At 59.7% G+C, this 15,587-nt stretch carries 13 protein-coding genes; 5 read left to right on the plus strand and 8 right to left on the minus strand.

The annotated features are described in order from the left end of the window. Positions 1 to 46: 46 nt before the first annotated feature. Complete coding sequence (recN, locus tag B9H00_RS11105) at positions 47 to 1,720, minus strand: DNA repair protein RecN (RefSeq protein WP_086900714.1); 1,674 nt, start codon at positions 1,718 to 1,720, stop codon at positions 47 to 49. A gap of 282 nt (positions 1,721 to 2,002) precedes the next feature. On the opposite strand from recN, the gene grpE reads away from it, so the two are divergent. The 5 genes from grpE to B9H00_RS11130 all read left to right on the plus strand — a co-directional run bounded on the left by grpE (position 2,003) and on the right by B9H00_RS11130 (position 6,950). Continuing rightward, positions 2,003 to 2,629 carry a nucleotide exchange factor GrpE gene (gene grpE, locus B9H00_RS11110; RefSeq protein WP_086900715.1) on the plus strand — a complete coding sequence of 209 codons (627 nt, stop codon included), beginning with the start codon at positions 2,003 to 2,005 and terminating at the stop codon, positions 2,627 to 2,629. 145 nt (positions 2,630 to 2,774) lie between these two features. Further along, positions 2,775 to 4,697, plus strand: a complete 1,923-nt coding sequence (gene dnaK, locus B9H00_RS11115; protein ID WP_086900716.1) for a molecular chaperone DnaK — start codon at positions 2,775 to 2,777, stop codon at positions 4,695 to 4,697. Positions 4,698 to 4,784: 87 nt separating this feature from the next. Continuing rightward, the gene (gene dnaJ, locus B9H00_RS11120; protein WP_086900717.1) at positions 4,785 to 5,936 is read left to right on the plus strand and encodes a molecular chaperone DnaJ; all 1,152 of its coding nucleotides are present in this window, start codon (positions 4,785 to 4,787) and stop codon (positions 5,934 to 5,936) included. 122 nt (positions 5,937 to 6,058) lie between these two features. After that, positions 6,059 to 6,463, plus strand: a complete 405-nt coding sequence (locus B9H00_RS11125; RefSeq protein ID WP_086900718.1) for an organic hydroperoxide resistance protein — start codon at positions 6,059 to 6,061, stop codon at positions 6,461 to 6,463. Between the two features lie 94 nt (positions 6,464 to 6,557). After that, on the plus strand, positions 6,558 to 6,950 hold the full coding sequence (locus B9H00_RS11130; RefSeq protein WP_086900719.1) for a septal ring lytic transglycosylase RlpA family protein: 393 nt from the start codon (positions 6,558 to 6,560) through the stop codon (positions 6,948 to 6,950). Positions 6,951 to 6,981: 31 nt separating this feature from the next. On the opposite strand, the gene B9H00_RS11135 is transcribed toward B9H00_RS11130, so the two are convergent. From B9H00_RS11135 to B9H00_RS11165, 7 genes are all read right to left on the minus strand, one after another. Further along, a complete protein-coding gene (locus B9H00_RS11135) occupies positions 6,982 to 7,731 on the minus strand; it encodes an ABC transporter ATP-binding protein (RefSeq protein WP_086900720.1) in 750 nt (249 codons plus the stop codon). Then, positions 7,725 to 8,795, minus strand: a complete 1,071-nt coding sequence (locus tag B9H00_RS11140) for a FecCD family ABC transporter permease (RefSeq protein WP_086900721.1) — start codon at positions 8,793 to 8,795, stop codon at positions 7,725 to 7,727. The genes B9H00_RS11135 and B9H00_RS11140 overlap by 7 nt, the downstream gene beginning before the upstream one ends. Further along, positions 8,788 to 9,918 carry an ABC transporter substrate-binding protein gene (locus B9H00_RS11145; RefSeq protein WP_086901838.1) on the minus strand — a complete coding sequence of 377 codons (1,131 nt, stop codon included), beginning with the start codon at positions 9,916 to 9,918 and terminating at the stop codon, positions 8,788 to 8,790. The genes B9H00_RS11140 and B9H00_RS11145 overlap by 8 nt, the downstream gene beginning before the upstream one ends. A gap of 279 nt (positions 9,919 to 10,197) precedes the next feature. Continuing rightward, the gene (locus B9H00_RS11150; RefSeq protein WP_086900722.1) at positions 10,198 to 10,461 is read right to left on the minus strand and encodes a formate dehydrogenase subunit delta; all 264 of its coding nucleotides are present in this window, start codon (positions 10,459 to 10,461) and stop codon (positions 10,198 to 10,200) included. 40 nt (positions 10,462 to 10,501) lie between these two features. Further along, complete coding sequence (gene fdhF / locus B9H00_RS11155) at positions 10,502 to 13,447, minus strand: formate dehydrogenase subunit alpha (RefSeq protein ID WP_086900723.1); 2,946 nt, start codon at positions 13,445 to 13,447, stop codon at positions 10,502 to 10,504. After that, entirely contained in the window at positions 13,441 to 15,009 is a 1,569-nt protein-coding gene (locus B9H00_RS11160) for a formate dehydrogenase beta subunit (RefSeq protein WP_086900724.1), read from the minus strand. Before B9H00_RS11160 ends, fdhF begins: the two co-directional genes overlap by 7 nt. After that, entirely contained in the window at positions 15,009 to 15,515 is a 507-nt protein-coding gene (locus tag B9H00_RS11165; protein ID WP_086900725.1) for a formate dehydrogenase subunit gamma, read from the minus strand. Before B9H00_RS11165 ends, B9H00_RS11160 begins: the two co-directional genes overlap by 1 nt. Positions 15,516 to 15,587 lie beyond the last annotated feature (72 nt).

The following is a 15,587-nucleotide window of genomic DNA, read 5'->3' on the forward strand; positions in this document are numbered from 1 at the left end:
GAATGTTCGCGGCGTTTTGATGTCAGCAAATTAAAGGCCTTGCCGGTTAGTGGGCAGATCGTTGACTGACGTCCAGCATTTCGCGGGCATGCGCCAGCGTGCGTTCTGAAAGGTGTACGCCCCCCAGCATTCGCGCCAGCTCCCTGACCCGTCCGCCCTCATCGAGCAGCGCCATGGTGGTATGCGTGGTGCGCTCATCCGCCTGTTTTTCGATATGCAGATGCTGATGACCCTGTGCAGCCACCTGGGGCAGGTGCGTGACACAGAGAATTTGCCCATGACCGCCCAGCTGGCGCAGCAGTTGACCGACGATTTCTGCGGTAGCGCCTGAAATACCCACATCCACTTCGTCAAACACCAGCGTCGGGATAGTGCTGTGCTGAGCCGCCACAACCTGGATGGCAAGGCTCACTCGCGAAAGCTCACCGCCCGAGGCGACCCGGGTCAGGGCACGTGCCGGCTGCCCGGGGTTGGCGCTGATCAGGAAACTGACCCGATCCATGCCGTCGGGCTGAGCGGTATCCCTGCGTGCGACGTCCACGGTGAAGTCCGCCTTTTCCATGCCCAGAAAGGCCAGCTGCGATTTTACTTCTGCACTCATGCGGCGAGCTGCTTCGGTGCGCTGCTCGGAAATCTGACGGGCCAGTTCGCGCCAGGCATTGCGCGCCGCTTCAGTAGCTTCTACCAGGGTATCCATGTCTTCCCCGCCATCCTGAAGCCCGGAGAGTTCTGCCTGCAGGCGCTGATGCAGTGCCGGTACTTCCTCGGGCATGACGTGATGCTTACGGGCAATGCGATGAATCTCGGCCAGGCGCGACTCGACCGTCATCAGACGATCCGGATCAAGCTCGGTAGCATTGACGTAGCGATGCAGTTCATACCCTGCCTCCTGTAACTGGATACAGGCATCACCAAGCATCCCCAGAATGTTGGCCAAGGCGCCATTGTCGCTGCCGGGCAGCTGCTCCAGACGCTGTCGGGCCTGCGCCAGTCGGGACAGGGCGCCACTTTCATCATCGTCGCAGCAGTCGGCGGCAAACTGTGCCTGAGTGATGAGCTCCTCAGCATTGGCCAGGCGGGTCTGCTCTTCTTCCAACACTGAAAGCTCTTCTTCGCCCAGGGACAATGCATCGAGTTCTTCAACCTGATAGCGCAGCAGCTGACAGCGTGCCTGCTGTTCGTCACCACTTTCCCGGGCGGCTTTCAAGCGTCGACTGGCCTGTTGCCACTGGCGATAGATCTGTGTGAGCTGCTCAACATGCTCGCTGTGGCCGGCAAAGTCATCCAGCAGACGCAGATGTGTCTCTTCGCGCATCAGGGTCTGATGAGCATGCTGGCCATGGATATCGATCAGGTGCTCGCTAAGGGCCTTGAGGTCGGCAAGCGTGGCCGGTACACCGTTGATCCAAGCCTTCGAACGCCCATTGGCAGTGACTGAGCGGCGCAACAGGCATTCCGACTCGTCCAGGTCCCTTTCGGCCAGCCAGGTACGCGCTTCCGGCAGTCCTTCGATATCAAAACGCGCGGCCAGATCGGCACGGGGTGCACCGTGGCGCACGCTGCCGGCATCGGCTCTTTCACCCAGGCAAAGCGACAGGGCATCCAGAAGAATGGACTTGCCGGCACCGGTTTCACCGGTGATGGCCGTCATGCCATCCCGAAAATCCAGTTCCAGATGCTCGACGATGGCGTAATTACTGATGGATAGCTGAGACAGCATGGCCACTCCCGTGTGCGTTGTCGCAGATGACTGGGCTTAGTGGATAGAAACTGACTTTATATACAGTGAGTGTGTTTTTATACAGCGGCTATAAACAGGCTTCAATACCCTGAATTGGTAATTTCATCGTCATTACGCCTTGAGATCGTCCTCGGTATGCCCCATCTGGATAAACAGTTTTCAGCATCAATGTCGCTCTACGGGATGACGCACTGACAGCCGGTACACGCGCAGGATGAGCGCCATGATCCAACAGTAGACACAGCGAGTCAGGAGTGGGGTATGACCAACAAGCCGCATGATCCAAGGGATGAAGAACTCGAGCGTGCCGAGCGTGAAGCCGAACCGCAGCCGCTTGAGCCCGACAATACGGATACCCTTGAGGATATCGAAGGCGAGCTGGCGTCAGATGACGATGCCGTCCTGAGCCAGAGTGAACAGGAAGCAGACGTTCTGGCCGGCCGGGTAGCCGAGCTCGAGCAGGAACTGGCGCAGGCAAAGGACCAGCAAATTCGGGCTGCGGCTGAAGCCCAGAATGTGCGCCGTCGTGCCGAGCAGGATGCCGAAAAGGCGAAGAAGTTTGCGCTCGAGAAGTTCGTCAAGGAACTGCTGCCGGTCGTGGATAGCCTTGAAAAGGGCCTTGAAAGCATGAGCGAAGATGTCAGTGAAACGCATCGCGAAGGCGTGTCGATGACGCTCAGGATGCAGCTCGATGTGCTGGGCAAGTTTGGCGTCGAGCAGCTCGATCCGCACGGTGAGCCCTTTGACCCCCAATACCATGAAGCCATGACGCAGGTGGCCAATCCGGACATGGACCCCAATACGGTCATGGACGTCATGCAAAAGGGGTACACGCTCAACGGTCGTCTGGTACGCCCGGCCATGGTGGTGGTGAGCAAGCAGGCCTGACGGCCCTTTTTCGGATGATTTGTCGGTAACGTTACGTGTGGGGTCTTGAAAAGCAGCGTAATGCCCACACATAGGCAGACATCCACGCAGCGTTGGCTGCGCATCGAAAGCAATTTTGGTTCAGAAGATTTTTCGAGGTGACACTATGGGACGCATTATTGGTATCGACCTTGGCACAACCAACTCCTGTGTGGCTGTGCTCGATGGCGACAAGACCCGCGTAATTGAAAACGCTGAAGGCGCGCGTACTACGCCTTCCATCATCGGCTATACCGATGACGGCGAAACTCTGGTCGGCCAGGCCGCCAAGCGTCAGGCCGTGACGAACCCGAACAACACCCTGTATGCGGTCAAGCGTTTGATCGGTCGCAAGTTCAAGGATGATGTTGTTCAAAAGGACATCAAGATGGTGCCTTACAGCATCATTGAAGCTGACAACGGCGATGCTTGGGTTCAGGTCAATGACAAGAAGATGGCGCCGCCGCAGGTTAGCGCTGAAGTTCTGAAAAAGATGAAGAAAACGGCCGAGGACTACCTCGGTGAAGAAGTCACTGAAGCGGTCATCACCGTACCGGCCTACTTCAATGACTCTCAGCGTCAGGCCACCAAGGATGCCGGTCGTATTGCCGGTCTTGAGGTCAAGCGCATCATCAACGAGCCGACCGCTGCCGCTCTGGCCTATGGCATGGACAGCAAGGGTAGCGACCGTACCATCGCGGTCTACGACCTGGGCGGCGGTACCTTCGATATCTCCATCATCGAAGTCGCTGACGTTGATGGCGAAAAGCAGTTTGAAGTGCTTGCCACCAACGGGGATACCTTCCTGGGCGGTGAAGACTTTGACCTCAAGCTGATCGACTATCTCGTTCAGCAGTTCAAGACCGATTCCGGCATTGACCTGTCTGGCGATTCTCTCGCCATGCAGCGTCTGAAGGAAGCGGCCGAGAAAGCCAAGATCGAGCTTTCCTCTGCTCAGCAGACCGAAGTCAACCTGCCTTACATCACGGCAGACCAGACCGGTCCCAAGCACCTGGCGGTCAAGGTTACTCGCGCCAAGCTCGAATCGCTGGTCGAGGATCTGGTACAGCGTTCGCTCGGTCCGTGCAAGACGGCCATGCAGGACGCCGGCCTTTCCAACAGCGAGATTCAGGACGTGATTCTGGTTGGCGGTCAGACGCGCATGCCGATGGTGCAGCAGAAGGTTGCCGAGTTCTTTGGCAAGGAAGCACGCAAGGACGTCAACCCGGACGAAGCCGTTGCCATGGGTGCTGCGCTTCAGGGCGGCGTTCTGGGCGGTGACGTCAAGGACGTACTGCTGCTCGACGTCACGCCGCTGACGCTGGGTATCGAAACGATGGGGGGTGTCATGACGCCGCTGATCGAAAAGAACACCACGATCCCGACCAAGAAGACACAGACCTTCTCCACGGCTGAGGACAATCAGACGGCAGTGACCATCCATGCCCTGCAGGGTGAGCGCAAGCAGGCGGCACAGAACAAGTCACTGGGTCGTTTTGACCTGGCCGACATTCCGCCGGCACCGCGTGGCGTACCGCAGATTGAAGTCGCCTTTGATCTTGATGCCAACGGTATCCTGAACATCACGGCGAAGGACAAGGCGACCGGCAAGGAACAGTCGATCGTGATCAAGTCCTCCGGCGGTCTCTCCGACGACGAGATCGATCAGATGGTCAAGGACGCCGAGGCGCACGAGGCCGAAGACAAGAAGTTCGAGGAGCTCGTTCAGCTGCGCAACCAGGCCGATGGCATGATCCATGCCTCGCGCAAGACGCTTGAAGAGTCTGGTGACAAGGCTACTGACGAAGATCGTCAGAACATCGAAACGGCCATCAGCGAACTGGAAGAAGCGCTCAAGAGCGACGATCCGGAGCAGATCCAGCCGAAACTGGATGCCCTGACAGAAGCTTCCGGTAACCTGGCGCAGAAGATGTATGCCGAGCAGGGCGAACAGGCCCAGGGTGAACAGCCGGAAGGCGCCAAGAAGAGCAGCGATGATGTGGTCGATGCGGACTACGAAGAAGTCAACGACGACCAGAAAAAACAGTAAGGCTTTCCACGCCTGATCTGTACAACGCGGGGGCCTTGCTCCCGCGTTGTTTTTGCAGGTGTCAGACTTCGGAGGATCCGTTACACCATGTCCAAGCGTGACTACTATGAGGTCCTCGGCGTCGAGCGCGGCGCCGACGACAAGGAAATCAAGAAGGCCTATCGCCGACTGGCTCAGAAATATCATCCGGATCGCAATCCCGACGATGAATCTGCCGCCGAGAAGTTCCGCGAGGTCTCCGACGCCTATGAAGTCTTGGCCGATAGCGACAAGCGGGCAGCCTACGACCAGTTCGGTCATGCTGGTGTTGATGGACAGGGCGGTGGCTTCGGTGGCGGTGGCTTTGGTGGCGCCGGTGGCGCGGGCGGCTTCAGCGACATCTTCGGCGACGTCTTCGGCGATATCTTTGGTGGCGGCGGCGGACGCCGTGGCCCCGGTGGTGCCGCCCGAGGCAGCGATCTGCGTTATAACCTCGAGATCGACCTGGAAGAAGCCGTTGCCGGCACGACCGTCGATATTCGTGTGCCGCGTCTTGTCGAGTGTGATCGCTGCCACGGTGACTGCGCCGAGCCCGGCACCAGCAAGCGCACCTGTTCGACCTGTAACGGCATGGGTCAGGTTCGCATGCAGCAGGGCTTCTTTGCCGTGCAGCAGCCCTGCCCGACCTGTCATGGCCAGGGACAGACCGTCGATACGCCATGCCGCAAGTGCAACGGCGAGGGACGTGTTCAGGAAACGCGTACCCTGTCGGTCAAGATTCCGCCCGGCGTTGATACCGGTGACCGCATTCGCCTCAACGGCGAGGGCGAAGCCGGCGTTAATGGTGGCCCGGCAGGCGATCTGTATGTACAGGTGTCGATCAAGGCGCATGCCATCTTCGAGCGTGACGGGCGTGATCTCTATTGTGAGGTGCCCATCAATTTCGTGGATGCTACTTTGGGCGGCGAGCTCGAAGTGCCGACGCTGGAAGGTCGCGTCAAGCTGCGCATTCCGCCCGAGACCCAGACCGGCAAGCTTTTCAGGTTGCGCGGCAAGGGCGTCAAGCCGGTTCGAGGCGGTGCTCCGGGTGATCTGATGTGCAAGGTCGTACTGGAAACGCCGGTCAACCTTGATGAAGATCAAAAGCAGCTGCTGCGCCAGTTCCAGGAAAGTCTGGATGGCACCGATACGCGCCATTCGCCGCGTAAAAGCCGCTGGTTTGATGGCGTGAAAAAGTTTTTCGATGACATGCGCCCCTAAGCGCTCGAGTCGATCTCAAAACCCTGTCCGTTGGCAGGGTTTTTTTATGTCGGTACGCGGGCAGGCGTCCCGGAACGGTATCAGCTACGCTTTGGGCAGGTTTTCAACACAGGGAGAGCATCATGGCAGTCATGTATGAAACCACTGTTAATGTTTCAGGCGGGCGCAAGGGGCATGCCAGAAGCGATGATGGCATCCTCGATGTCAATCTCGCCATGCCGGGCAGCGGTGCTGATGCCACTAACCCCGAGCAGCTTTTTGCCGCCGGTTATGCGGCCTGCTTCTCCAGCGCCGCCATGGGTGTTGCGCGCCAGCAGGGCCACAAGCTTGATGATATTCCGGTCGCAGCGCATGTCACGCTGGATGCGGAAAATCATGACTACAACCTGTCGGTCAAGCTGACGGCTGAAGTGGCGCTGCCTCAGGCCGAAGCAGAAAAGCTGATCGCTCAGGCCCATGAGATGTGCCCGTATTCCAAGGCCACGCGTGGCAACATTCAGGTCGATATTGAAGTGAAGGGTCACTGACGCCACCGTACGCCAGCCCAAAAAAACGCACCGCAGCTCTGATAGACTGCGGTGCGTTTTTTATGGAGAGCATGAAGTCATGTCGAGAGCGTCAATGCCAAACAGAGACTGGTCAAAAGTTCAGCCAATTCTGGCACTGTTGTGTCTGCTCGCACTGGCCGGGTGCGCCGGTCAGCAGATGTCTGACGCGCCGGGGGCGAGTGCCTCGGGGGAAGCATCCTATTACAGTGACCGACATCAGGGCGCGCGTACTGCCAGCGGTGAGCGCTACAACAGAAGTGCCATGACGGCCGCCCATCGCACGCTTGCCTTTGGTACTCGGGTGCGCGTCACCAATCTGAACAATCAGCGCCAGACCGTAGTGCGCATCAACGACCGCGGGCCCTTTTCCAGAGGGCGCATCATCGATCTTTCCCGCGCGGCGGCCGAGCAGATTGGCATGATCCGCAGCGGCGTGGCGCCGGTCAGGGTGGAAGTGCTGAAGTGATTCAGGCGCTGAACGCCTTGATCAACCGAGTCTAAAGCGCGGTCTCGACCACCAGCAGCGGACACCCTCTTGTGCAACTCTCGATGCGGCCATCGACCTGATAGACCTCGCGCAGAAGCTCGGCGGTCACCACGGCGCGTGTTGGGCCGCATGCCTTGAGCGCTCCCCCTGCCAGTACGATGGACTGGTCGGAAAAGCGCAGGGCATGTCCCAGATCGTGCAGGGCCACGATGATCAACATCTGGCGCTGTTCGGCCAGTCGACGAAGCACGCTTAAAAGCCCGATCTGGCGATGCAGGTCAAGTGCGGACGTGGGTTCATCCAGCAGCAGAATGTCAGGAGACTGCACCAGCGCCTGGGCAGCACTGACAAGCTGGCGCTGTCCGCCGCTGAGGTCGCCGATGTCGCGCTGGGCCAGCGCCTGAAGATTAAGCTCCTCAAGGGCAGCATCCACCTGGGCCAGATCCTCGGGCTGGACCTTGAGACGGCGACCCTGCATGCGTGCCAGCAGCACGCTTTCATAAACGCTTAACACTGCATCGATGCGGGTCTCCTGCGGCATGTAGGCCACCGGTCGCTCGGCATGTGTGCCGGCAATCCGGACATGACCGCTGCCGGACAGCAGGCCCATGATGCGTCGAAACAGCGTGGATTTACCCGCAGCATTGGGGCCCAGCAATGCCACGACCTGACCGCCCGACAGCGTTGGCGTGGTAATGCTCGAAAGCACTTCGCGCTTGCCGTAGTGGGCGGTCACCTGTTCAAGCGTCAGGCTTACCATGTCGATTTCTTCTGTTTGAGAACAAGAAAGAGGAAAAACGGAATGCCGACCAGCGAGGTGATGATGCCGATCGGAATCACCGTGCCGGGAATCAGCATCTTGGAAATCACTGACCCTACAGAAAGAATAAGAGCACCGCACAAAGCCGAGGCCGGCAGGAAAAACCGCTGATCCTCACCCACCAGCATCCGGGCTATATGCGGTCCCACCAGTCCGATAAAACCGATCGTGCCGACAAAGGCCACCGACACCGACGCCAGTAGCGAGACCAGCATCAGCACCTGGAGACGAAGTCGGCGCGGGCGCACCCCCATGCTCTCTGCCTTGGCATCCCCCAGCCGCATGGCCGTCAGCGCCCAGCCGTGTCGTGCCAGCAGCGGAATCGCGATGGCCAGCACGCCCAGCGCGACCCAGACCTTGGGCCAGGTGGCCTTGGTCAGACTGCCCATGGTCCAGAACACCACCGCCGACAGCGCCTGCTGACTGGCAAAGAACTGAATCAGGGCCATGAGTGCGTTGAAGATAAACACCATGGCAATGCCCAGCAGCACGATGGTTTCAATCGTCACACCGCGCCGCATGCTCAAAAGGTGAATCATCAGCGCTGTGAGCATGGCCACCAGAAAGGCATTGATGGGTACGACATAATCCACGGCGGCTGGGATGATCGACACCCCAAACGCCAGTGCCAGTGCGGCACCGAATCCGGCGCCGGCGGAAATGCCCAGCGTAAAGGGGCTTGCCAGCGGGTTGCTCAGGATGGTCTGCATCTGTGCGCCGGCGATCGATAGGCTGGCGCCGACCACAATGGCCATCAGAGCGACCGGCATGCGGATTTGCCAGACAATGACACTGAGCTGTTCGCTGACCGAGTTCGGTGTCAGCAGTGCACTCAGTACCTGGGTCAGGTCATAACGGGCCGGCCCGAGTGCCAGGTCAATGCAAAAGCTTAAAAACAGGGTGACCAGAAGCCCCAGCAGGATCAGCTGGCGTCGCAGGACCATGGCACGATAGAAGTTGCGTCCCTGTGCAGAAGAAGTCACGGCTGCCGTCAACCTATTCATTTTCTGCCTCGAGTGACACCCAGTACCCTGGCTGATAGCTCAGCGGCAGAAATTGTTCATAAAGTTCACGCATGGTGGCATCGGGATCAAGGGTTTTGAAAAGCTCTGGATGGAACCATTTGGCCAGCCGCTGTATTGCCACGAAATAGTAGGGGCTGTTATAGAACTGATGCCAGATGGCATGGACCTGGTCATGAGCGACAGCATCGATGCCCGTCATGGCAGTACGATGTGTCAGGGCTTCGAGCTTGCGTCGAGCCTCTGCCATGTCGGCGCCAGGTCCGACATCCACCCAGCCACCCCCCGGCACATAAGCCTCCCAGTCACCGCCGGTCACCACAACCTGCTGCGGGTTGGAGGCGATGATCTGTTCGGGGTTGAGGGTGCCAAAGGTGCCCGGAATAATATCGTCGGCAATGTTTTTGCCACCGGCGATGCGTACATAATCACCGAAATTGTACGGACCAAAGCTCATGCAGCAGTCATCGCTATAACCGCCGGCACGATCAATGAACACACGCGGACGTTCAGGGTCGGCCTTCTCGATCACATCAGTGACGCGTGCCATCTGTTCGTTGGAAAAGTTGATAAAGCGCTCCGCCTCATCACTTTTGCCCAGAAGTTCGCCCATGAGTCGAATGGAGGCCGGCGTGTCCTTGATGGGATCTTCTCGAAAATCGACATAGACGATGGGAATGCCAAGGGCCGCGAGCTTGTCCTCGTAACCGGCATCCTCGGTGGCCGTCTGTGACTCGATGTTCATGAAGACGACATCGGGTTTGAGTGAAGCGGCCTGCTCCACATCAAAGGTGCCATCCTTGAAGCCCCCAAAGGTGGGGATATTACTGATCTCGGGAAATTTGGCGGCATAAGCGGCCCAGGTTTCCGGGTCAGCCTGGGAGAGGTCATCGCGCCAGCCCACTACGCCCTTGAAGGGCGTCTTCGGCTGCAGCACGCCCAGCAGATAGATCTGGCGCCCTTCTCCCAAAATCATGCGTTTGACCGGCGTTTCGATATGAACCTCGCGGCCTGCGATGTCAGTGACCACGGCCTCCTTCGCCTGAGCGGCGCCGGAGAGCAGGGCGAGTGCCATAAAAGCGCTAAACAGCAGGTTTCTTTTCATGATCATTGTAATGGCCAGAGAGGGGGAGACACGCTGTAAATGGGATGGCAGACAGCATTCTGTCATGTGATGATAAGGTTTATCATTCGCATTTTTTCGGCATTATGCGAGGTTTCAGGCACGACGTCGAGTAGCGGAACACGGGAAAGTCCGTGACAGACAGATCGGCAACAGCCAGCCTGGCAGGCTGTTCTGGTCCAAGAAATATCAGGGAAGGAAATGGCCCTGCCTGCAGGCAGGGCCATCGGTAGAGCGGTTCAAAAAAATACGGTGCCGGAGTCAACCTGCATCTGAGGTCTCTTCCCAGTCCCTGACCACAACAGACATGGTCTTGAGGCGTGCCACGGCGAGTTTCGACAAGGGGTCCAGCTCGCTGCCGTCAGTCTCGGCGTACTTGATGATCTGGCGTTTCATGTCGCGGGCCCAGAACTTCTTGAGATGACCGGCAATCTGCTCGGCCGCTGCCTCATCGCTGGCATGATGGCGATTATTGAGGCTGATCTGATTGACCATCCTGATCAGCGGAACAACGGGATCGTTCATGGCAACCTCGCATGCTGGATGAATTCCGGGATGACGGCGCTCATTTGAGCGCCGGTTCCGGTGACTCGGCGTTGGCCAGGTAGCGCTGTTGGCGTTCATCAAAACGCTGGAACTGCTGCTGCCACGACGAGGGTTGTGACACCTTCTCGACCTGTACTGCGGTCACCTTGTATTCCGGACAGTTGGTCGCCCAGTCCGAATTGTCGGTCGTGATCACGTTGGCACCGCTGCCCGGATGGTGGAAGGTGGTGTATACCACGCCCGGCGCCATGCGATCGCTGATCAGACAGCGCAGTACGGTATGCCCTACACGGCTGCGAATGCCCAGCCAGTCCCCATCACGCAGACCACGATCCTCGGCATCTGCCGGATGGATCTCCAGCACGTCTTCCGAATGCCAGCTGCTGTTGGCGGTACGCCTTGTCTGCGCGCCCACATTGTACTGGCTCAATATACGTCCGGTGGTCAGCAGCAGCGGATAGCGTGCGTTGACCCGCTCCTCGGTCGCCACATACTCGGTGATGGCGAAGTGCCCCTTGCCGATCGGGAAGTCCACTCCGTGCATGGTGGGTGTGCCCAGCGGATAGTCATCATTGCAGGGCCACTGAATGCTGCCCAGCTGTTCGAGCTTGTCATAGCTGACGCCGGTAAAGGTCGGTGTGAGGCTGGCGATCTCATCCATGATCTCGGACGGATGGCTGTAGTGCATGGCATAGCCCAGTGCGTTGGCCAGATCCTGAGTCACTTCCCAGTCTTCCTTGCCGGCGACCGGCGGCATGACCCGACGTACACGGTTGATGCGACGCTCTGCGTTGGTGAAGGTGCCGTTCTTCTCAAGGAAGGTGGCGCCCGGCAGCAGTACGTGAGCGTATTTCGCCGTTTCGTTAAGGAAGATGTCCTGAACGATCAGGCAGTCCAGCGCCGACAGGGCCGATTCGACGTGCTGAGTATTGGGATCGGACTGGGCAATGTCCTCACCCTGTACATAGAGTGCCTTGAAGGTGCCATTGATGGCGGCATCGAACATGTTGGGGATACGAAGCCCCGGCTCGTCATCGAGTTTGGCGTTCCAGACAGTTTCAAAGCGCTGGCGGATATCCGGGTCGGCCACGTGCTGATAGCCCGGCAGCTCGTGCGGGAACGAGCCCATATCGCAGGAGCCCTGCACGTTGTTCTGACCGCGCAGCGGATTGACGCCGACGCCTTCGCGACCGATGTTACCGGTCGCCATCGCCAGGTTGGCAATCGCCATGACCGTGGTCGAGCCCTGGCTGTGCTCGGTCACCCCCAGTCCGTAGTAGATGGCGCCATTGCCGGCGGTGGCATAGGCGTGCGCGGCATCACGAACCTTCTGGGCAGGTACGCCGGTCTCGGCTTCCACCGCTTCCGGTGCATGGCGCTGGTCAGAAATAAATTCGCGCCAGCGCTGATAGCCCTCGGTGTCGCAGCGGCGCGCGATGAAGTCAGTGTCCTCAAGCCCTTCGGTGACGACCACATGGCCGAGGGCATTGACCAGTGCCACGTTGGTGCCGGGCTTGAGCGCCAGATGCAGGCCCTGACCGCCGTGAGGCGTGCTGAGCAGGTCGATGCGGCGCGGATCAGCGACGATCAGCGTCGCGCCCTGGCGCAGGCGACGTTTCATCTGCGAGGCAAACACCGGGTGGGCATCGGTCGGGTTGGCCCCGATCACGAGAATGGTGTCGGCCTTCATGACCGAATCAAACGTCTGTGTACCGGCCGATTCGCCCAGCGTGGTCTTGAGGCCGTAGCCGGTCGGCGAGTGGCAGACGCGGGCACAGGTGTCGGTGTTGTTATTGCCAAGGGCGGCACGGATCAACTTCTGGACCAGATAGGTCTCTTCATTGGTGCAGCGCGACGAGGTGATGCCGCCGACGCTGTCGCGACCGTACTGGTTCTGGATTTCCTTGAGACGGCGGGCCGCAAAGCCGATCGCTTCTTCCCAGGAGACGGCGCGCCAGGGCTGATCGATCGAGTCGCGAATCATCGGCTCGCGAATGCGATCCTTGTGCGTGGCGTAGCCAAAGGCAAAGCGGCCCTTGACGCAGGAGTGACCGTGGTTCGCATCGCCACCCTTGTAGGGCACCATGCGCACCAGCTTGTCACCCTTCATCTGCGCCTCGAACGAACAGCCCACGCCGCAGTAGGCGCAGGTGGTCACGACGCTGTGTTCCGGCACGCCTTCCTCAATGACACTCTTTTCCATCAGTGTTGAGGTGGGGCAGGCCTGAACACAGGCACCGCAGGAGACGCACTCGGAATCCATGAAGGGTTCGTTCTGGCTGGCGGCCACCTTCGAGTCAAAACCGCGCCCTTCGATGGTCAGGGCAAAGGTGCCCTGCACCTCACCGCAGGCACGGACACAGCGTGAGCAGACGATGCACTTGCTGGGGTCGAAGCTGAAGTAGGGGTTGGAATCGTCGATTTCGGCGTCGAGATGGTTGGCACCATCAAAGCCATAGCGCACTTCGCGAAGCCCCACGACGCCGGCCATGTCCTGCAGCTCACAGTCGCCGTTGGCCGGACAGGTCAGACAATCCAGCGGATGATCGGAGATGTAGAGCTCCATGATATTGCGGCGCAGCCTGGCGATTTTGGCGTTCTGCGTCGTGACATTCATCCCTTCGGTGACCGGTGTCGTGCACGAGGCCGGCATGCCGCGCCGCCCCTCGATTTCGACCGCGCAGAGTCGGCACGAACCGAACGCCTCGAGATTGTCCGAGGCACAAAGCCTTGGGATGGTGATGCCGGCCAGCGCGGCGGCGCGCATGACAGAGGTGCCTTCCGGCACGCGAATGGCAGTGCCGTCGATGGTCAGTTCGACCGGCGTTTCGGACGTGCGCGCCGGTGTGCCCAGATCGCGGTCGAAAAAAGCCGGATTGAAGGTGTTCTGATAGTCACCGACACCGCCCAGCCCTGCATTGAAGGTATGTGGGTCGGCCTGTTTGGGATCGAAGTAGTTCAGCATGTCGTACCTCCCGCCGTGACGGCTTGTCGAGGTGTCAGGTCATCGGGGAAATGCTTCATGACGCTCTGGACCGGGAACGGCGTCATGCCGCCCATGGCACACAGCGAGCCATCGACCATGGTGTCGCAGAGATCGGTGAGCAGGGCGAGGTTCTTCTCAAATGACTCGCCGGCGCGAATGCGATCGATCACCTCCACGCCACGCACGGCGCCAATTCGGCACGGCGTGCACTTGCCGCAGGACTCCACGCTGCAAAATTCCATGGCAAATCGGGCCTGATCGCCCATGTCGACGCTATCGTCAAACATCACCACACCGCCGTGGCCCACCACCCCGCCGAAGGCAGCAAAGCCTTCATAGTCGACTGGATGGTCCCACTGGCTTTCAGGCAGATAGGCGCCCAGCGGGCCGCCAACCTGGACTGCCTTGAGTGGCCGTCCGCTCAGGGTGCCGCCACCAAACCCTTCCATTAGTTCTCTCAGGCTGGTGCCAAAGGCAAGCTCCACCAGTCCGCCGCGCTTGACGTTGCCGGCCAGCTGAATGGCCAGTGTGCCGCGCGAGCGGCCCAGCCCGTAATCGGCGTAGGTCTGACCGCCCTGATCCATGATGAAGGGCACCGCCGCCAGTGATAGCACGTTATTGACCACGGTAGGCCGGCCAAAAAGCCCTTCGATGGCGGGCAGCGGTGGCTTGGCGCGCACGAGTCCGCGCTTGCCTTCAAGACTCTCCAGCAGGGAGGTTTCCTCGCCGCAGATATAGGCGCCGGCCCCCAGACGCACTTCCAGGTGGAAGGCGCGGCCGCTGCCCTGAATGTTGTCGCCGAGATAGCCGGCGTTGACGGCGCGCTCGATTGCCTCATCAAGGATGGCGTGCGCCAGCGGATATTCGGAGCGCAGATAGATGTAGCCCTGATCAGCGCCCACGGCGAGGCCCGCAATGGTCATGCCCTCGATCAGCAGATAGGGATCACACTCCATCACCAGGCGGTCAGCGAAGGTGCCTGAGTCGCCTTCATCGGCGTTGCAGACCACGTACTTCTGGCCCGGGGGCTGGTCATGCACGGTCTGCCACTTGATGCCGGTAGGAAAGGCCGCACCGCCGCGACCGCGCAGGCCGGAGGTCTTGACCTCATCGACGACGGCCTGGCTTTCCAGTGCCAGCGTCTTTTTCAGGCCTTCAAAGCCGCGCAGGGCCGTGTAGTCCTCGATCGATATCGGGTCGGTGATGCCGATACGCGAGAAGGTCAGACGCTGCTGGCGCTTGAGATAGGGAATCTCTTCGGTCAGTCCGAGCGAGAGCGGATGCTTCTGGCGAGCTTCAAGCAGTCCGGCCTCCAGCAGAGATTCGACATCTGCTGGGGTAACCGGGCCAAACGCAATGCGGCCTTCAGGCGTGTCGATCTCGATCAGGGGCTCCAGATAGAACAGGCCGCGTGAACCATTGCGCACAATGTTGATATCGACATTGCGAGCCTTCGCGCCGCGCTCAAGACGAGTAGCGACCCGGTCGGCTCCCAGCGCCAGCGCCGTGGTGTCCCGGGGGACATAAACGGTCACGGTCATCACTTCACCTCCACGACGGTTGTCGACAGCTCATCTGTCAATTCATCGAACTGTGCGGGGGTCATGCGACCAAAAATGTCATCGTTGACGCGGATGGAGGGGCCGCAGGCGCAATTACCCAGACAATAGACCGGCTCGAGGGTGAACTCGTGATCCGGCGTGGTCTGGTGATAATCGATGCCAAGCGTCTTTAGCGCATGGGCCTCAAGCTGGCGGCTGCCCACCGACTGGCACGCCTCGGCGCGACAGATCTGAACGACGTTGCGCCCGGCCGGATGCGTGCGGAAGTGGTGATAGAAGCTGATGATGCCGTGCACTTCGGCGCGGGTATGGCGCAGGGCGTCGGCAATCATGGGCACCGCCTCGTCAGGAATGAAGCCGAAGCGGTCCTGAATGGCATGCAGCATCGGCAGCATGGCGCCCGGCCTTGAACGGTGGGCGTCAATCACTGCCTGAATTTGCGCCGGCGTCCAGGCATCGGCGACGGGGGAATGGGTCTGTGACATGGCCGGATCTCATCAGGTCGGAGGATTAAAGCGACAGCGCTCATCCGATCGTCTTATAGGAATCGTTATTCA

This window comes from Kushneria marisflavi (assembly GCF_002157205.1).
GTDB classification, from domain to species: Bacteria; Pseudomonadota; Gammaproteobacteria; order Pseudomonadales; family Halomonadaceae; genus Kushneria; species Kushneria marisflavi.